The organism is Pseudomonas sp., assembly GCF_049300855.1.
In the GTDB taxonomy this organism is placed as follows: Bacteria; Pseudomonadota; Gammaproteobacteria; order Pseudomonadales; family Pseudomonadaceae; genus Aquipseudomonas.
Genome location: NZ_JBAQKH010000052.1, coordinates 93,437 through 112,104 on the forward strand (window position 1 = coordinate 93,437; position 18,668 = coordinate 112,104).

18 protein-coding genes are annotated in these 18,668 nt (G+C 59.3%); 3 read left to right on the plus strand and 15 right to left on the minus strand.

Going from position 1 to position 18,668, the window contains the following annotated elements:
* The 6 genes from ccoO (WA225_RS25055) to ccoN (WA225_RS25080) form a co-directional block, all read right to left on the minus strand.
* Positions 1-609: a cytochrome-c oxidase, cbb3-type subunit II gene (gene ccoO, locus WA225_RS25055; protein WP_285416368.1), complete on the minus strand. Its 609-nt coding sequence runs from the start codon at positions 607-609 to the stop codon at positions 1-3.
* Positions 609-2,051, minus strand: a complete 1,443-nt coding sequence (gene ccoN, locus WA225_RS25060; protein WP_129391558.1) for a cytochrome-c oxidase, cbb3-type subunit I — start codon at positions 2,049-2,051, stop codon at positions 609-611. The genes ccoO (WA225_RS25055) and ccoN (WA225_RS25060) overlap by 1 nt, the downstream gene beginning before the upstream one ends.
* A gap of 481 nt (positions 2,052-2,532) precedes the next feature.
* A complete protein-coding gene (gene ccoP, locus WA225_RS25065) occupies positions 2,533-3,486 on the minus strand; it encodes a cytochrome-c oxidase, cbb3-type subunit III (RefSeq protein WP_422610076.1) in 954 nt (317 codons plus the stop codon).
* Complete coding sequence (locus WA225_RS25070) at positions 3,483-3,680, minus strand: cbb3-type cytochrome oxidase subunit 3 (RefSeq protein ID WP_008082033.1); 198 nt, start codon at positions 3,678-3,680, stop codon at positions 3,483-3,485. The genes ccoP and WA225_RS25070 overlap by 4 nt, the downstream gene beginning before the upstream one ends.
* 3 nt (positions 3,681-3,683) lie before the next feature.
* Positions 3,684-4,292 carry a cytochrome-c oxidase, cbb3-type subunit II gene (gene ccoO, locus WA225_RS25075; protein ID WP_008082031.1) on the minus strand — a complete coding sequence of 203 codons (609 nt, stop codon included), beginning with the start codon at positions 4,290-4,292 and terminating at the stop codon, positions 3,684-3,686.
* Positions 4,293-4,302: 10 nt separating this feature from the next.
* Entirely contained in the window at positions 4,303-5,727 is a 1,425-nt protein-coding gene (ccoN, locus tag WA225_RS25080) for a cytochrome-c oxidase, cbb3-type subunit I (RefSeq protein WP_008082029.1), read from the minus strand.
* A 95-nt stretch (positions 5,728-5,822) separates the two neighbouring features.
* Between ccoN (WA225_RS25080) and WA225_RS25085 the strand changes: the two genes are divergently transcribed.
* Positions 5,823-6,503, plus strand: a complete 681-nt coding sequence (locus WA225_RS25085) for an alpha/beta family hydrolase (protein WP_422610077.1) — start codon at positions 5,823-5,825, stop codon at positions 6,501-6,503.
* 1,401 nt (positions 6,504-7,904) lie between these two features.
* Positions 7,905-8,270 carry a DUF6124 family protein gene (locus WA225_RS25090; protein ID WP_422610078.1) on the plus strand — a complete coding sequence of 122 codons (366 nt, stop codon included), beginning with the start codon at positions 7,905-7,907 and terminating at the stop codon, positions 8,268-8,270.
* 189 nt (positions 8,271-8,459) lie between these two features.
* Here the strand turns inward: WA225_RS25090 and WA225_RS25095 are convergent, their stop codons facing one another.
* From WA225_RS25095 to inhA, 4 genes are all read right to left on the minus strand, one after another.
* Positions 8,460-8,930, minus strand: coding sequence for a hypothetical protein (locus tag WA225_RS25095; RefSeq protein WP_422610079.1), 471 nt, complete (start codon positions 8,928-8,930; stop codon positions 8,460-8,462).
* 337 nt (positions 8,931-9,267) lie between these two features.
* On the minus strand, positions 9,268-10,833 hold the full coding sequence (locus tag WA225_RS25100; RefSeq protein ID WP_025110374.1) for a methyl-accepting chemotaxis protein: 1,566 nt from the start codon (positions 10,831-10,833) through the stop codon (positions 9,268-9,270).
* 102 nt (positions 10,834-10,935) lie between these two features.
* Positions 10,936-11,727, minus strand: a complete 792-nt coding sequence (locus WA225_RS25105) for a CPBP family intramembrane glutamic endopeptidase (protein WP_422610080.1) — start codon at positions 11,725-11,727, stop codon at positions 10,936-10,938.
* Positions 11,728-11,957: 230 nt separating this feature from the next.
* Positions 11,958-12,644 carry an isonitrile hydratase gene (inhA, locus tag WA225_RS25110; protein ID WP_422610081.1) on the minus strand — a complete coding sequence of 229 codons (687 nt, stop codon included), beginning with the start codon at positions 12,642-12,644 and terminating at the stop codon, positions 11,958-11,960.
* Positions 12,645-12,733: 89 nt separating this feature from the next.
* Here inhA and WA225_RS25115 point away from each other — a divergent pair, with 89 nt between their 5' ends.
* Positions 12,734-13,717, plus strand: coding sequence for a GlxA family transcriptional regulator (locus WA225_RS25115; RefSeq protein WP_422610082.1), 984 nt, complete (start codon positions 12,734-12,736; stop codon positions 13,715-13,717).
* Here WA225_RS25115 and WA225_RS25120 read toward each other — a convergent pair.
* The 5 genes from WA225_RS25120 to WA225_RS25140 all read right to left on the minus strand — a co-directional run bounded on the left by WA225_RS25120 (position 13,686) and on the right by WA225_RS25140 (position 18,645).
* A complete protein-coding gene (locus WA225_RS25120) occupies positions 13,686-14,585 on the minus strand; it encodes an alpha/beta fold hydrolase (protein ID WP_422610083.1) in 900 nt (299 codons plus the stop codon). The genes WA225_RS25115 and WA225_RS25120 overlap by 32 nt on opposite strands.
* Positions 14,586-14,597: 12 nt before the next feature.
* Positions 14,598-15,230 carry a BRCT domain-containing protein gene (locus WA225_RS25125; RefSeq protein WP_422610084.1) on the minus strand — a complete coding sequence of 211 codons (633 nt, stop codon included), beginning with the start codon at positions 15,228-15,230 and terminating at the stop codon, positions 14,598-14,600.
* Between the two features lie 12 nt (positions 15,231-15,242).
* Positions 15,243-15,632: a hypothetical protein gene (locus WA225_RS25130; RefSeq protein ID WP_422610085.1), complete on the minus strand. Its 390-nt coding sequence runs from the start codon at positions 15,630-15,632 to the stop codon at positions 15,243-15,245.
* A 393-nt stretch (positions 15,633-16,025) separates the two neighbouring features.
* The gene (locus tag WA225_RS25135) at positions 16,026-17,852 is read right to left on the minus strand and encodes a glycoside hydrolase family 15 protein (RefSeq protein WP_422610086.1); all 1,827 of its coding nucleotides are present in this window, start codon (positions 17,850-17,852) and stop codon (positions 16,026-16,028) included.
* On the minus strand, positions 17,845-18,645 hold the full coding sequence (locus WA225_RS25140) for a glucose 1-dehydrogenase (RefSeq protein ID WP_422610087.1): 801 nt from the start codon (positions 18,643-18,645) through the stop codon (positions 17,845-17,847). The genes WA225_RS25135 and WA225_RS25140 overlap by 8 nt, the downstream gene beginning before the upstream one ends.
* Between the last annotated feature and the right edge of the window lie 23 nt (positions 18,646-18,668).

The window sequence follows — 18,668 nt, forward strand, 5'->3', positions numbered from 1 at the left end:
TCACCGTTTGCTTTTGATGATGGTGCCCAGGCCTTGCAGATAGGCCACCAGCGCGTCCATTTCGGTTTTGCCCTTCACGGCATCTTTTGCACCGGCGATGTCTTCGTCGGTGTAAGGGACGCCGAGCGTGCGCAACACTTCCATTTTCTTGGCGGTGTCTTTGCCGTCGAGCTTGTTTTCCACGAGGAACGGGTAAGCCGGCATTTTCGACTCAGGCACCACGTTGCGCGGGTTGTACAAGTGCGCACGGTGCCAGTCATCGGAGTAACGACCGCCGACACGGGCCAGGTCCGGGCCGGTACGCTTGGAACCCCACAGGAACGGGTGATCCCAGACGCTTTCACCGGCGACCGAGTAGTGGCCATAGCGTTCGGTTTCAGCGCGGAACGGACGGATCATCTGCGAGTGGCAGCCGACACAACCGTTGGCGATGTAGACGTCGCGGCCTTCCAGCTCAAGGGCGGTGCGCGGCTTCATGCCTTCGACCGGCTTGTTGGTGACATCCTGGAAAAACAGCGGAACGATTTGGGTCAGGCCGCCAACGCTGACGGCGATGACCATGAAGAAGGCCAGCAGGCCAATATTCTTCTCGACAGCTTCATGCTTCATCAGTGAGCTCCAACGACAGCGATCTGGGCAGCGGCTTCGGCTTCAGCCGGGTTCGAGGCGCGCACGGTGCGCCAGACGTTGTAAGCCATCAGGAACATGCCGCTGGCGAAGAAAGCACCGCCCAGGGCGCGCACGATGTAACCCGGGTGGCTGGCTTGCAGCGCTTCAACGAACGAGTAGGTGAGGGTGCCGTCGTCGTTGATCGCACGCCACATCAGGCCCTGAGTGATGCCGTTGACCCACATCGACGCGATGTACAGCACGGTGCCGATGGTCGCGAGCCAGAAGTGCGCGTTGATCAGGCCGACACTGTGCATCTGCGCACGGCCGAACAGTTTCGGAATCATGTGGTAGATCGCGCCGATCGAGATCATCGCGACCCAGCCGAGCGCGCCGGCGTGTACGTGGCCGATGGTCCAGTCGGTGTAGTGCGAGAGCGAGTTGACGGTCTTGATCGCCATCATCGGCCCTTCGAAGGTCGACATGCCGTAGAACGCCAGCGACACCACGAGGAAGCGCAGGATCGGGTCGGTGCGCAGCTTATGCCAGGCGCCCGAGAGGGTCATCATGCCGTTGATCATGCCGCCCCAGCTTGGTGCCAGAAGAATGATCGACATCGCCATGCCCAGCGATTGGGCCCAGTCCGGCAGTGCGGTGTAGTGCAAGTGGTGCGGGCCGGCCCAGATGTACAGGGTGATCAGGGCCCAGAAGTGCACGATCGACAGACGATAGGAGTAGATCGGACGTTCGGCCTGTTTCGGCACGAAGTAGTACATCATCCCGAGGAAACCGGTGGTCAGGAAGAAGCCCACCGCGTTGTGGCCGTACCACCACTGGATCATCGCGTCGGTCGCACCGGCGTAAGCCGAGTAGGACTTGAAGAAGCTCACCGGCAGGGATGCGTGGTTGACGATGTGCAGCATCGCGGTCACGACGATGAACGCGCCGTAGAACCAGTTACCGACATAGATGTGCTTGGTTTTACGCTTGGTGATGGTGCCGAAGAACACCAGACCGTAGGTGACCCAGACAATCGCCAGCAAAATAGCCAGTGGCCATTCCAGTTCCGCGTATTCCTTGGTGGTGGTGTAACCCAGCGGCAAGGTAATGATCGCGCCGACGATCACCGCTTGCCAGCCCCAGAAGGTGAAGGCGGCGAGGCTGTCGGAAATCAGTCGCGTCTGGCAGGTTCGCTGCACGACATAGTAGGAAGTGGCAAACAGTGCACAACCACCGAAGGCGAAAATCACCAGGTTTGTGTGCAACGGGCGCAGGCGTCCAAAGCTCGTCCACGGCAGACCGAAGTTCAACTCCGGCCAAACCAGTTGCGAGGCGATGAAGACACCAAGCCCCATGCCAAGGATCCCCCAGACCACCGTCATGATGGCGAACTGGCGGACTACCTTATAGTTATAAGCAGTCGGACTGATTGCTGTGCTCATTCTAAGGTTCCACGGTTTGGGTGTTTTATTAGGATTAAAATCGGCCGCAAGTATGCAGAGAGCAGGGGGTCATTGCAACGCGCCATGACCTGGGTCAATGCTTTCCAACGCTGATTCTGCGGCCTTTCCATGCGCCGCGTAAGGACAAAATTGGCCTCGGACAAAATGTCGCAGCGGACGAAAAAAGCGAGGGGTTCAGGTCGCTTGTAACGAGGTATGTTCGAACGGCCAGTTCGGCTGATGAATGGCAATCGGCGCGACAGCCGGTATCTACCGGCCTTTGCGGCGAGTCTGTCAGCCAATTCATCGAACACATCGCTCGGGGTCGACCTGGAACCGGCACGGGCCAGTCCGCATCGAGCAAGCGTAGACCCGAATCCGGGGAACCGAAAGGTGAGGGTGTTAAGGGGTGCGACAATGCGTCGCAAAGGGGCGGGATGCTGCCGCACCGAGAACGGTGCGGCAGAGGTGTATGCAATGATTACTGTTTGTTGTCTTCAGTAATCAGTTTTTCTGTATTCAATCCGTGCGAAAGGCTGTACACATAAGCGGCCAGCAATTGCACTTTATCGTTACCCAACAGCTCGTTCTGCGCCGGCATATGACCCTGACGACCATGGCGAATGGTCTGCTCGAGTTGGGTCAGGCTGGTGCCATAGATAAACCCGGCCGGGTGCGTCAGATTCGGCGCCCCCATGGCTTCAGTGCCGTGGCCGGTTGCCCCATGACAGGCTACGCAGGTGGTGCTGAACGCTTGCTGTCCCGCTTGCAGGTCAGCCTTGTTATCGGCGGGCAATGGCAGACCGGCCAGTTCATGACGCACATAAGCGGCAACGTTCTTCACCCCGGCCTCGCCCAACACTTCGCCCCAGGCCGGCATCGCCGCCATCCGGCCAGCCATGATGGTGGTCTTGATGGTGTCGGCGTCGCCGCCCCAGCGCCAGTCACTGTCGGCGAGGTTAGGGAAACCGAACGCGCCTTTGGCGTCAGAGCCGTGGCATACCGAGCAGTTGGAGGCGAACAGGCGACCGCCCATTTTCAGCGCCTGCGGGTCCTTTGCCACTTCTTCCAGCGGCATGGCGGCGAACTTGGCGAAGATCGGCCCGAATTTGGCGTCGGCCTTGTTCATCTCCTTTTCCCACTCGTGCACGCCGGTCCAGCCATCCTCGTAACCCGGCAGGATGCCTTTCCAGTTGCCCAGGCCCGGATAGAGGATCAGATAGCCCACGGAAAACACCAGCGTGCCGGCGAACAGCATGAACCACCACTGCGGCAGCGGGTTGTCGTACTCCTCAATGCCGTCGAAGCTGTGGCCCATGGTCTGGTCGACGCTCCCCTTGGTTTCGCCCCGGCGCGTGCCGATCAGCAGCCACGTCAGGCCGATCAGGCTGCCGATGGTCAGTACGCAGATCCACGTACTCCAGAAGGTGGTCATGGCCGGGTACTCCTTGTCTCATTTGCTTGGGTTGTTTCGGCTTGCGGTTCATCAGCGAACGGCAGCAGACGTGCTTCGGCGAACTCCGGGGTGCGCTTGCGGTTGAACACCCACAAGGTCAGGCCGACGAAGGCGACGAACACCACGACCGTGCCGAGGCCACGAATCAGGCCTGCACTCATTTCAATGACCATGGCTCACCTCTTGCTCTTGATCGCAGTGCCGAGCACTTGCAGGTAGGAGACGAGCGCGTCCATTTCGGTCTTGCCCTTGAGGCTGGCCACCGCGCCGCTGATGTCGTCGTCGGTGTACGGCACGCCGAGGGTGCGCATGACTTTGAGCTTGGTTTCGGTGTGGCTGCTGTCGACCGCTTGCGTGACCAGCCACGGATAGGCCGGCATTTTCGATTCCGGTACGACGTTGCGCGGGTTGTACAAGTGCGCGCGGTGCCAGTCATCCGAGTAACGCGCGCCGACCCGGGCGAGATCCGGCCCGGTACGTTTCGAACCCCAGAGGAACGGGTGATCCCAGACGCTTTCACCGGCCACCGAGTAGTGCCCGTAGCGTTCGGTTTCGGCGCGGAACGGGCGGATCATCTGCGAGTGACAACCGACGCAGCCTTCGCGGATATAGATGTCGCGACCTTCCAGTTGCAGCGCGGTGTAGGGCTTCATGCCTTCCACCGGTTTGTTGGTGACGTCCTGGAAGAACAGCGGGACGATCTGGGTCAGGCCGCCGATGCTCACGGCAAAGACCATGAGCAACATCAACAGGCCGACGTTCTTTTCAATCGTTTCGTGTTTCATGGTGGACTCCTCAGGCCATCTGCGCGGCAGCAACGACGTCAGCAGGCTGCGAGGCCCGCACGGTGCGCCAGGTGTTGTAAGCCATCAGGAACATGCCGCTGAGGAAGATCGCCCCACCGATCAGCCGCACGACGAAACCAGGGTGGCTGGCCACCAGGGTTTCGACGAAGGAGTAGGTCAGCGTGCCGTCCTCGTTCACTGCGCGCCACATCAGGCCCTGGGCGATGCCGTTGACCCACATCGACGCGATGTAGAGCACGGTGCCGATGGTTGCGAGCCAGAAGTGCGCATTGATCAGGCCGACGCTGTGCATCTGCGCCTTGCCGAAGATTTTCGGGATCATGTGGTACAGCGCGCCGATCGAGATCATCGCTACCCAGCCGAGGGCGCCGGCGTGTACGTGGCCGATGGTCCAGTCGGTGTAGTGGGAGAGGGCGTTGACGGTCTTGATCGCCATCATCGGACCTTCGAAGGTCGACATGCCGTAGAACGCCAGCGAGACCACGAGGAAGCGCAGGATCGGGTCGCTGCGCAATTTATGCCAGGCGCCCGAGAGGGTCATCATGCCGTTGATCATGCCGCCCCAGCTCGGTGCCAGCAGAATCAGCGACATCACCATGCCCAGCGACTGCGCCCAGTCCGGCAGTGCGGTGTAGTGCAAGTGGTGCGGGCCGGCCCAGATGTACAGGGTGATCAATGCCCAGAAGTGCACGATCGACAGACGATACGAATACACCGGACGCTCGGCCTGTTTTGGCACGAAGTAGTACATCATCCCGAGGAAACCGGCAGTGAGGAAAAAGCCTACGGCGTTGTGGCCGTACCACCATTGCACCATCGCGTCGGTTGCACCGGCGTACACCGAGTAGGACTTGGTGAAACTCACCGGCAACTCAAGGTTGTTGACGATGTGCAGAATCGCCACGGTGATGATGAACGCGCCGAAGAACCAGTTGCCCACATAAATGTGCTTGGTCTTACGCTGCATGATCGTGCCGAAGAACACGATGGCGTAGGCGACCCAGACGATGGTGATCAGGATGTCGATCGGCCATTCCAGCTCGGCGTATTCCTTGGAGCTGGTGTAACCCAGCGGCAGGCTGATCGCCGCCAGCAGGATCACCAGTTGCCAGCCCCAGAAGCAGAACGCGGCGATTTTTGGTGCAAACAATTGGGTCTGGCAGGTGCGTTGCACCGAGTAGAACGAACTGGCGAACAGCGCACAGCCACCGAACGCGAAGATCACCGCGTTGGTGTGCAGCGGGCGCAGACGGCCGAAACTGGTCCAGGGCAAATTGAAGTTGAGTTCGGGCCAGACCAATTGGGCCGCGAGAAAAACCCCGAGCCCCATGCCGACGATGCCCCACACCACCGTCATAATGGCGAATTGGCGGACCACCTTGTAGTTGTAGGCGGTACTGATAGAAGTGTTCATGGTTCCCCATCCACGGTTCAGCCGAAGTGAGCGCGCGCAAGACACGCGGCGAATCCTTCGTCTGGAGTTATAGGCAGACTAAAAGCGAGGCAAGCATGGACAAACAGCACAAGGCCAGTATTGACGGGGATCAATGGGCGCAGTGCGTGCTCGATCATGGATGGCTTTGGGACGCCGCGTCGGGCGAGGCTTTTGCGACGCTGATCCTCGCCCACGGTGCGGGAGCGCCGATGGATAGCGAGTGGATGAACGATATGGCTGGGCGCCTTGCCGGGCTTGGGGTGAATGTGTTGCGGTTTGAGTTTGCGTATATGGCGCAGCGGCGGGTGGATGGGGTGAAGCGGCCGCCGAATCCTGCTGCGAAACTGCAGGAATGTTGGCGTGAGGTGTATGCCGAGGTGCGGCGTCATGTCACTGGGGTTTTGGCCATTGGCGGGAAGTCGATGGGCGGGCGGATGGCGAGTCTTTTGGCTGACGAATTGGGTGCCGATGCGTTGGTGTGTCTGGGGTATCCGTTTTATGCGGTGGGGAAGCCGGAGAAGCCTCGGGTTGAGCATTTGGCTTCTTTGCAGACTCGGACGTTGATTGTGCAAGGGGAGCGGGATGCGCTTGGCAATCGGGAGGCGGTTGAGGCTTACACCTTGTCACCGAGTGTTGAGGTGGCGTGGTTAGCGGCCGGGGATCATGACCTCAAACCATTAAAGGTTTCCGGGTTTACCCATGAGCAGCATTTGGCCAGCGCCGCGCAGAAAGTAGCCGAGTTTCTCAGCAAGTGACCGAGCCGGGCTGAGATTTTGAACTGCATGCAGATCTGCTCCCTTTCCCCCTCGCCCCCATGGGGGAGAGGGCTGGGGTGAGGGGGATGGATCTTGGATGCGCTGCAGTCTTTCGTTTTGGGTACATATCCATTGCTGCGGTAACGGCCACTTAGGGTTTCGCCCTGACGGCGACTCACTTTTTTACAAACGCCTAAAAAAAGTAAGCAAAAAAACGCTTGCTCCTGCGTGCGGCCCGCTCGCTAAGGCTCGGGGTTCCTTCGCTCCGGGACTCATCCGGGGGGCATCGCCTACGGTTTGCTGCGCTGCACCTCCTCTCGATGCATTTGGCTGCGCCAAACGGTCGCTGCGCTCCCACCCCCGGATCAATCCCTGCGCTCAGCCTTCCGATGTCGCCCGTGGATCAAGATCAAGAGCAGGCGAGCTGACACTCGGCCTATTGAGTGGTTAAGGGCCAAGCGGTGTTCGGCTATTGATTTGTGTTGTGGCTACCCCTCACCCCAGCCCTCTCCCGAGGGAGAGGGAGCCGATTGGTGGGCCTTTCAAAACCTGAGTTCGACTCGGTATTTCACGTCGGCGTACATTTTCCAAACACAACAGTCAGTTCCCTCTCCCTCCGGGAGAGGGCTAGGGTGAGGGGTTTTTGATCTGTTTCCGATTTGTGTGCTTTTCAGCGCTGGAGTTCAACACGGTATCGCACGTCGGCGTACCTGGCCCAAACACCTCGGTCAGTCCCCTCTCTCTGGGAGAGAGAAGGGCCGATTTGTGTGCTTTTCAGCGCTGGAGTTCAACACGGTATCGCACGTCGGCGTACCTTGCCCAAACACCTCGGTCAGTCCCCTCTCTCAGGGAGAGAGAAGGGCCGATTTGTGTGCTTTTCAGCTCTGGAGTTCAACGCGGTATCGCACGTCGGCGTACCTGGCCCAAACACCTCGGTCAGTTCCCTCTCCCTCCGGGAGAGGGTTAGGGTGAGGGGCTATTTCGCTGACACGATAAAAAACTGGAAGCGCTCACTGTCCAGCATTTCCTGTGCGTAAACATGATTTTGTGATCACGTTTAAATTACACAACCCGTTACGCCACAGGGCCTACAACACCTTGCGCCGTTACCTACGCGTACGCCAGAATCCGCCGGCTTACACGGCTATGAGGTGGGCTATATGGTATGCCTGTCACTGCAAAACAGTGATCGGGTTTGGTAGCCCGCTTCGGTACCGCCGTATGGCGCCACCTTATTCAGCCTCTTTTTGCGGCTGCGTTTTATATGGTGGACATGCGTGGGGCTCATTCGTGAGCGCCGGGTTTCCGTATCGACCGGTCTACCAACCCGCGCATGGCCGCCACCCATCGTTTGGTAGCGAGGGTGATGGCTCTTATTTATTTCGATACGAGACTTCATCTATGTTCAAAATCACACCAAACCCGCCCGTTACCAATCCAATCCCCCACGACCCCGCGCTCAGCCCGCAAAGGCTCAAAGAAGCAACCGATCGCGCCCTCGACTACTACCTCAAACCCGAAGACCTGGCGGCCCCGCCAAGCTCGCCCACGTTTCGCCCGGTCTATCTTGTCGACCCCACGCTGGATGACGAAACCCTGCTGGTCGAGGCTTGCGAGTCGCTTTCCTACGCCCATGCCATGGCCGGCAATATCGCCAACTCAATCGGCGGCCCGGAGCGCAAACCGCTGCTGGCGCTGCAACAGGTGATCATGCTCAACGAGCTGTTGGTCAATCGACTGCTGGATAAGCTGAAGTTGCCTCAGTAATTTCGCTGGCTGTTATGGCCTCATCGCGAGCAGGCGAAGGCCTACAAGGGATTGTCGTCGGACACCAATCTGTGACCATCGCATATCCAATGTAGGAGCGTGCTTGCTCGCGAAAGCGTTTTGCGACAATGAGGTAAGCGATATCGTTTACCTGTCACTAAAAACCTTGTAAGCGCCATTGGAAGAAGATCACAAATCATTTCTCAGTAATTTGAAAGTTCCTTTAGGCTGTGTGCGATATCCATGACTTTTAAACTTTGCTTCAAATGTACCTTTAGCAATCCCTCTGGTGGGATGGATGTCGATCTTGAGTGTGGCTTCATCAGCATCAACGTTGGTAATAATGTAAAACCCGCCAGGACCAGGCGATGAGTGACCATGGCTGAAAGTTAACCCATCTTTTAACGTATAGGTTTTATTGAACGGGGCGTCATTGGTATAGGGGATCGCGAAAAGGTAGCCAAAGAAGTTTTCCTCTTCCATCGTTCCTGTCGACCCTGAGATTGACCAATGCTTTTCGTCTGTCACTGACGAATGGTGTAACTCAAAAAAAGCTATCGTGGCCGTCGTTTCGGGATTGGTACCGAATTGCCAAGTGAGTACATTTTCCCGCGTCTGAATAAAATCTTTTTTCGGTATGTAAATAAGTTTGGCAGTCATCTTTAACTCCTTGGTCATATCGTGGAAACAGTGGCGAGTGATCTGTTCGACGATTTATAGATAAACCCATGAGGTTTGGCTGTCTACTGTCAAACCTGACAGTAGACAGTTGCAATTTTTTGTGGGTTTTTGCCAAGAATTTTGATGTTCAACACAAGATTTTCAGAGAGATACGTCGAGGGTATTAGAGGCTTCGGGGTGGCGGTTTTGGCGAAATTGCTGACTGAGCTTTTCATGCGCAGCCTCAATTCAACCGAACCCCGTATTCGGTCATTTAAATGACACAAAAAAACCCGGAAGCTCTCGCTCTCCGGGTTTTTTGTTATCACCACATCAATCAGCGGTTAAACCGCTCCACCAACGAGTACTGCGTATTCGCCGTCTTCGTCAGTTCTTCACTCAGCAACGCCGAGTTATGCGCTTGCTCGGAAGTCTGATCCGCCAGCTCCGAAATATTGCTGATGTTGCGGCTGATCTCTTCAGCCACCGCACTTTGCTCTTCGGTCGCCGCAGCAATCTGCGTGGTCATGTCGGTGATGTTGGCCACCGCCTCACTGATCCCGACCAATGCCTGATCCGCTTCCAGCACCCGCGCCACACCTTCTTCAGCCTGACGATGCCCGGCTTCCATGGTTTGCACGGCACTCGAAGCTGTCTGCTGCAACTTGGCGATCAGGGCGTGAATCTGCCCGGTTGATTCGCTGGTGCGTTGCGCCAGTTGGCGAACTTCGTCAGCCACAACGGCAAACCCACGACCCATCTCGCCGGCACGCGCTGCTTCAATCGCAGCGTTCAGTGCCAGCAGGTTGGTTTGGTCAGCGATGCCTTTGATCACATCCACCACGCCGCCGATTTCGTCGCTGTCCTTGGCCAGTTGGGTCACGGTCAGGCCGGTTTCGCCGACCACCACCGACAGACGCTGAATGGCTTCGCGGGTTTCCCCGGCGATGTCACGGCCGCGACCGGTCAGGCGATTGGCTTCTTGAGTGGCGTCGGCGGTGCGCTGTACGTGGCTCGCCACTTCCTGGGTGGTCGCGGCCATCTGGTTGACGGCGGTGGCGACCTGTTCGGTTTCCACGCGCTGACGTTCCAGACCGCTGGAGCTGTTGTGCGCCAGGGCGTCGGACTGCTTGGCCTGATCGGTCAAGTGTTCGGCGGTGTCCTGCAAGCGGGTCAGGCAGGTTTTCAGGCGTGCTTCCTGGCTGAGGATCGACATTTCCAGACGCGCTTGGGCGCCACGGCTGTCGGTGTACATCTGCGCGATCAGCGGGTCGGAAGTGGTCTGCTCGGCCAGACGCAGCAGGCGTTTGAGCCCGCGTTGCTGCCATTGCAGGCCCATCAGGCCCAGCGGCACCGACAAACCGGCAGCGAGGGCGAAGCCCCAGTGCGAGTTCAGCGTCGCGCCGATCACGAAGCTCAGTTGGCTGACCAGAATGAACGGCAGCCAGTCCTGCAGCACCGGCAGCCATTTGTCGCTGGAAGGGATCGCCGACTTGCCTTGGTTGATGCGTTGGTAGAGCGCTTCGGCGCGGCGGATCTGTTCGGCCGTGGGTTTGATCCGCACCGACTCGTAACCGACCACCTGATTGCCGTCGAACACCGGTGTGACATAGGCGTTAACCCAGTAATGGTCACCGGTCTTGCAGCGATTCTTGACAATGCCCATCCATGGCAAGCCTTGTTTCAGTGTGCCCCACATGTGCGAAAACACCGCCGCCGGGACGTCGGGGTGACGGACCAGGTTGTGCGGCGCACGGATCAGTTCTTCACGCGAAAACCCGCTGATTTCGACGAAAGCGTCGTTGCAGTAAGTGATCACGCCCTTGGCGTCGGTTGTGGAGATCAACCGCTGCTGAGCCGGGAAAGTCCGTTCGCGTTGTGTAATGGGCTGGTTGTTACGCATGGTTTTTCAATCCGCAAGGCTTTGAAAGGTTGTCGGCGGTGACAGCTTTTTATTGAAATTTTTTTTCAATAATCAGCACAGCGTCGCAAAACAGCGCTTGCTTCAGCCGGCGAGCATCGGATAGGTGAACAAGCCGAAATGCAGCAGGTTCAGGCCGAAATGCGTGGCGATCGCCGCGCCGAGTCCGCCAAAACGGTAGGCCAGACCATAGCCGACCCCCGCCAGCCCTGCCAGCAACACCCAGGTCCAGCCCGCACCGGCATGCACCAGACCAAACAGCAGCGAGGCCAGCAGCAGGGCGAGGTTGTCGCCGTACGGCAGGTGTTTGAAGCGCTGACTGAGGCCGCCCTGTATATAGCCGCGAAACAGCGCTTCCTCGACCAAGGTCACCAGCAGCAGGTTGTTCAGTACCCACAGCCATGCCTGATCCGGCCATTTCGGCGCCCAGGCAATCACACCCAGCAACAGCGCGCCGCCGAGGGCCAGAACCGCGCTCAGGGTCAGAGCGAGGGCGGTGGCGTAGACGCTCAGGCGCAGCGAACGTCGCGCGACAATCCACGGGCACACCAGCAGCAGCCAGAAGCCAATCAGCGGTTTATCGAGATTGAGGTACATCGAGAACGGCACGGCGGCGTCGGTAAAACGCTGCGGGTCGATGGCGCGCCCGTTGGCAAACCCCGGCAGCCAGTGCAATGCCAACGCCACGGCCAGCACGATGAACAGCCCATGACCGAGAAAACGTGCGACCGGCACCTGTTGCTGGCGCACGGCAAAGCCTGCGAATACCAGCAGCCCAATGGAAATCAGCGCCAGCCAGTCGAGATGACCGTAGCTCATCGCCCATCCATAACCGAGGCTGAGAAGCGCCAGATAGAGCCATGGCAAAGCCTTCATCGAAAGTCCCTGTGCAAATTTGTGGAAGGGCTTTCTACACGGGTGGGGGCGTGGGGACAAGTGAAGGTGTGGCGGCAAACCGGGACAGTGCGCGAACCTGCGACCAACACTGATCCCCTGTGGGAGCTGGCTTGCCAGCGATGAGGCCTGCACAGCCGACATCGGCATCGACTGGTACACCGCTATCGCTGGCAAGCCAGCTCCCACAGGGTTTTGTGGATGGCTGGGGATCAGCGCAAGTTGAGTTTCGCCGCCGCGCGCTCGGTAATTTCCGTACGCAGTTTAAGCGATGGCGCGGCACGCAAACGCGCCTCATCGACAACCGCACCCGGCGCCGTCTCCGGGCTGCCCGCGTTGAACGGCGGCGCCGGGGCATATTCCAATTGCAACTGAATCAGCTGCGCCGCATCGGCACCCACCAACTCCTCAGCCAATACCAAGGCAAAATCGATCCCCGCAGTAATCCCGCCGCCGGTAAACAGATTACCGTCACGCACCACCCGATCCTTCACCGCGATCGCCCCCAGCGTCGGCAGCAGATCGTGATACGCCCAATGCGTGGTCGCGCGTTTGCCTTTCAACAAACCCGCCGCGCCGAGGACCAGCGAGCCGGTGCACACCGATGTCACGTATTTCGCCTGCGCAGCCTGACGCTTGATGAAATTCAACGTCACCTCGTCTTCCATCAACGCCCCGACGCCACCGCCACCGGGGATGCATATCACATCCAGATCCGGGCAATCCTCGAACGTGGTGGTCGGTTTCAGCAGCAGCCCGGTACTGGCGGTGACCGGCATCAGATCCTTCCAGATCAGATGCACCTGCACGTCCGGCAACGAGGCAAGCACGTCATAAGGGCCGGTCAGGTCGAGTTGCTGAACCTGCGGAAACAACAGAAAACCGATCTGCAACGTCATCGTTCTTGCTCCATGAAAAGGGGTGGACGGCTTCACTGTAGGCGCGTAGGTTCTGGCGCATACGCCAATCACCCCACGAATTACGCCAAATGCCCAAAGCCATCCACGTACTCGCGTTCGCCAACATGCAGATCCTCGACGTCACGGGGCCGTTGCAGGTGTTCGCCTCGGCCAACGACCTTGCCCGCCAGCGCGGTTTGCCGGTCCCGTACGCGCCGAGTGTAATTGCCAGCGGCGGCGGGGCGGTGATGTCTTCGGCAGGGCTGGCGGTGTTGGCCGAACCGTTGCCCGAAGCGCCCAGCGATACGTTGATCATCGCTGGCGGCTGGGGCATTTATCCGGCGGCCGAAGATGTGCCGCTGGTGGATTGGGTGCGCGAGCACGCGGCGAAATGTCGGCGCGTGGCCTCGGTCTGCACCGGCGCGTTTCTGTTGGCTGCGAGTGGCTGGCTCGACGGCCGCCGAGTCGTCACTCACTGGACGCGCTGCGAGCAACTGGCGCAGCAGCACCCGAATTTGCACGTCGAGGCCAACCCGATTTTCATCAATGACGGCCCGGTGTGGACCTCGGCGGGGGTTACGGCCGGCATCGATCTGGCCTTGGCCATGGTTGAAGAGGATCTGGGCAGCGACATCGCCCTGGACGTCGCCCGCCATCTGGTGGTGTTCCTCAAGCGCCCGGGCGGGCAATCGCAATTCAGCGTGACCTTGTCGTTGCAGAATCAGGGCAATCGCTTCGATGAACTGCACGCGTGGATCGCCGAAAACCTCACCTGCGACCTCGGCATCCCGACGCTGGCCGAGCAGGCGGGCATGAGCGAACGCAGCTTCGTCCGCCACTACCGCGCCGACACCGGCCAGACCCCGGCGCGGGCGATTGAGCTGATCCGTGTCGAAACCGCCCGGCGCTTGCTCAGTGACACTGGCCTGCCGGTCAAACGCATCGCGGCCAATTGCGGGTTTGGCAGTGAAGAGACGTTGCGGCGAAGTTTCCTGCGGGCGATTGGCGTGACGCCACAGGCTTATCGGGAGCGGTTTTCGGTTAGCGCTGCAACAGATCCAGTAGTGCCTTGAGGGTTTGTTCAGGAGCTTCCTCGGGAATGTTATGGCCGACATCGGGCAACACGCGCCGCTCATAGAAACCGGTGAAATGCTCTGCGTCTTCATCCTCTTGTGGCGCAGGGCCGACACCGTCGTCGGCACCGCACAAAGAAATGGTCGGCACGCCAATGGTCGGTTGCCGAGTCAGCAAATCTTCCATCAACTCAAACGCCGGATCTCCCGCGACGTACATGAAGCGGTGGCGATAGGAGTGGATCACCACGTCAACGAAATCAGGGTTGTCGAAGGCAGGCGCGGTCAGGGGAAAACGCTTGGCAGCGTGCGACCAGGTCGGAGACCAAAGCCTCCAGAGCAGCTCACAAAACTCCCGACGATTGTGCTTCAGGCCCTCAACGCCACGTGGCGTGTGGAAGTAATACTGATACCAGAACCGATGCTCGGTCTCGGGATCCAGCGGTCGAATCGAGTTGGGGATGTCCTGCAGGTTGTAGCCATCACCGGTCACCAAGCCGCGCACTCGTTCCGGAAATAACGCCGCGACGATGCATGCCGCGCGACCACCCCAGTCATACCCGCAGAGCGTGGCGTGTTCGATGGAGAGTGCATCCATCAAATTCAACAAATCCTGAGCGAGTGCGGCTTGCTGGCCTGAGCGCGGTGTTTGTGCATCGTTGAAGCGAGTCTGCCCGTAACCGCGCAGGTACGGAACGATGACTCGATAACCCTGAGCGGCGAGGGGCGGCGCGATTTCATCGTAAGCGCGAGGGGAATAGGGGAAGCCATGAAGTAGGATCACCGGCACACCGGTTTCCGGGCCATGCGCCTCATAGGCAATGGTCAGGCTAGCGGTTTTGCAGAACAGAATCGCTTTTCCACTCATACCTGGCTCCTGTTATCCGAACAGCACCTTCTGCCAATGATCTTCACTGATGATGGCGATGGGCACGCCGCTGTCTCTCAGCTCAACGGCTTTTTTGATCTTCGTACCATAGCTGCTGTGCAGCCACTGTTCATTGCCGATGCTGCCGATCACTAGATAATGGATTTTCTTGCTGACACCTGCACCAATCATTCCGCCGCGTTCTACGATCAGCGATTCACACGCTTTGCGCGGCCCGTAAGCCATAACACCGGTAAACAGAAAAACACGATTGGCACAGTCCAGAGATGGGGCTGGACTATCGAGCGGCAGGCTGTTGGGTACGCTGAAGGTTTGTGCTGCGCCCACTGGCAGGCCGGCGAACTGATGAAGAATCTCCAGCAATTCCACCGATTCATCGGCATCCAATACACCGTCGCTAAGCATGCCCTCAAGACGCTTGTAGAGAATATTTACCACCGGATCCCCCAAGTGAACCAAGTGGGTTTCGATCCAGGTCTTGAGAAACTCGGCTTCCTGCTGATTGATCTTGCCATCAGCGGCTAGCCCGGCAGCGACCCCTGCCAGTGCGTCGGCCGAACGCCTGTCAATCCGCGCTTCGTGAAAGAAACGGCTGTTTTGAAACTCCTGATGCAAATCGACCATCGCTGCCTCTCCTTAAGCCTCGGCTTCCGCCACCTGATTGAAATACTTCGTCCGATCCGGGGTAAACGTCACCCGCATCTTCGTCCGCGAACAGGTCAGCGAACGCTCTTCGCTCAAATCAATATTCAGATTCTCGCCACGCAAGCCTTGCCACTGCGCCAGGTATTTCAGCGAGCCATATTTTTCGTTTTTCTTCAGGCTGCGGCTCACGCCACCTTTCCAGCCGAGCACCGGCAGTTCGCCGGCGAGGCATTTTTGTGCGAGGTCGGGGAAGCGTGCGGCGCGCTGGCGGCCGATTTCCCAGCATTTGATCAGGCCTTTGTCGGCAGCTTCCCAGAGCTGGGTGCGGGTCAGGCCCGTACGAAGAGGGGAGTCGATGCTGCGCTGGACGTGCTGGGACATTCTGGTTCCTTGAATTCGGGTTTTATTGGACAGCTCCGCTGTGCCCGTTGCGGTGGATGGTAGGGGCGGATGTAACAGCTGGCAACAGGGTATTTCCGCGTGTGACTGCGAGTTGCGGGGGAGGGATGTGGTGGGGGATGTTGAGCCGCTGTAGTCCGCAGGTGTGTGCGAACTGTGGCGAGGGAGCTTGCTCCCGCTCGGCTGCGTAGCAGTCGCAAAGTCAGGCAATGCGGTCCCTCAGGACGGGTAGGGACGCAGGGTTTGGCGCCGCTTCGCGACCCAGCGGGAGCAAGCTCCCTCGCCACAAAGGGAATTATTCTGCTGATGGCTGCGTAGGACTTGGCCTGGTAAAGCATAGCTTTATGGAATATGTCCTACAGACCGTGGCGAGATTTACGGCTGCCACTCACTCTTTTCCCCGCTCAAGCGTCGATCCAGAAAGCTCGCCGCACTGATCAACGCCAGATGCGTCAGCGCTTGCGGTGTATTCCCCAGGTGACGGCCATGGCTGTCGAACTCTTCGGCATACAACCCGAGCGGGTTGGCGTAACGCAGCAGCTGTTCGAATTCCAGATGCGCTTTTTCCACCTGACCGGCGCGGGCCAGGCATTCGACGTACCAGAACGAACACGCGGCAAACGCGCCTTCGGTGCCGGCCAAACCGTCAATGCCCGAGTCGTCATTGCGATAGCGATACACCATGCCATCGCGCACCAGATGTTTCTCGATGGCTTCAAGGGTCGACAGCCAGCGCGGATCCTTGGCGCTGACGAAACGCACCAGCGGCATCAACAACATCGAGCCATCCAGCGCCGTGCCGCCCTTGTACTGGACGAAATGCCCGCGCTCCTCGTTCCAGAAGTTGTCCCAGATGTCGGCGTAGATCGCCTGCCGGGTCTGGTCCCATTGCGCAAACGGTGCCGGCAGCGAGCGTTTTGAGGCCAGGCGAATCGCTCGGTCCAGCGCCACCCAGCACATCAGCCGTGAATGCAGAAAATGATGTTGCTCACCGCGCATTTCCCAGATGCCGACATCCGTGGTCTGCCACGTCTCACAGACTTGATCGACCACTTCACGCACATGTTTCCAGCCTTCGTGGGAAATCGCATCGCCATATTTGTTGACCAGATACACCGCGTCCATCAGCTCGCCGAAGATGTCGAGCTGGATCTGGTCATACGCGCCGTTGCCGATGCGCACCGGTTTCGCGCCGCCGTGGCCGGACAAGTGATCCAGTTCGGTTTCCGGCAATTCCTGTTGTCCGTCGATGGCGTACAAAATATTCAGTTTCATCGGCTGCCCGTGGCAATCGCTGACCCGTCCGCGCAGCCAGCCCATGTAGGCGTTGGCTTCGCCGACAAAGCCCAGGCGCATGAACGCGTACACCGTGAACGAGGCGTCGCGGATCCACGTGTAACGGTAATCCCAGTTGCGTTCGCCGCCGGGCGTCTCCGGAAGACCGAAGGTGGCGGCGGCGAGAATCGCGCCGTGTTTGCGCGAGGTCAGCAGCTTGAGCGCTAGGGCCGAGCGATTGACCATTTCGCGCCAGCGTCCGCGATAGATCGATTGACCGAGCCAGTCGCGCCAGAACTTCAGCGTGCGCTCCATGCACAATTGCGCGGCGCCTTCCCCGAAACGCGGATCGTCTTCGCCGCCAAGCAGAAACGCCGCCGTTTGATCCTGTTTCAAAGTAAATGAGGCTACCGCTGCGTCGGTCTCGACGTGCAATGGCTGATCCGAGGTCAGTCGCAGGGATGGCTGGCCATCGGCACTGAAAATCACCGATTGCTGGTCCATCCGCGCGCGGGTGGCGGCGCGGGCATAGTCATGACGCACGGCGCAACGAACATGGAAAGTCGCTTCACCGCTGACCACGCGCACCCGGCGCATCAGCAGCGGCAAGTCGTCTTCGTTATCGGCCACTGGCAGCAGGTCGGTTATTTCGACCACCGCGCGCTCACTCAACCAACGGGTTTGCAGGACATTGGTGTCGGGCAGGTAAATCTGCTCGCGGCGCGCATCGGGCAAGTCCGGCGCCAACTGGAAGATCCCTGCGTCGGGGGTGTCCAGCAACGAACAGAAAATCGACGGGCTGTCGAACTCTGGCCAGCAGAAAAAATCCACACTGCCGCGATCATTGATCAGTGCCGCACTGCGCATGTCGCCGATGATGCCGTGGGCGTCGATCGGGCTTTGTCGTTCCAGGTGATGCTCAGCCATTGCCGCGAAACTCCGGATAGAGGCTCATGCCGCCGTCGATGAACAGGGTGGTGCCAACGATGTAATCGGAGGCGTCGGAGGCGAGGAAGACCACCGCGTTGGCGACGTCTTCGACATCACCGATACGGCCGTAAGGGATCAAGTCCAGCAGCTTTTCGCCCGCAGCGCCTTCGGTGGCGTCCTTATTGATAGCCGTGCGAATGGCGCCCGGCGCGATGCTGTTGATGCGAATGCGTTGCTGGCTGACTTCCTGCGCGAGGGTCTGCATCAACTGATCGACGCCACCCTTGGACGCGGCGTAATTGACGTGCCCGGCCCACGGAATCCGTTGGTGCACCGAACTCATGTGAATGATCTTGCCGGCCGCACGGGAAACGCCTTGGCGAACGCCCTGACGAGTGAAAATCCGCAGGGCGGCACGGGCGCAGAGGAACTGGCCGGTGAGGTTGACAGCGATCACCGCGTTCCAGTCGTCCAGCGACATATCCACAGCGGGCGCGTCTTTTTGCATACCCGAGTTAGCCACCAGAATGTCCAGCGAACCGAACGCCGCGAGGGTTTCGGCGAACAGCCGTTCAACCTCGTCTTCCTTCGATACGTCGGCGCCGATGGCCAGCGCCTGACCACCGTCGGCAATGATCTGCCGGGCCAGCGCTTGCGCAGGTTCGGCCTGGCGGTTGTAGTTGATGACGACTGCCGCGCCGGCTGCGGCCAGGGCTTTGGCAGCCGCGTGGCCGATGCCGGAGCTGGCGCCGGTGATCAGGGCAACTTGTCCGGTGAGCGAGATGTGCATGCGGTGGCGCGCCTTGAGTGAGG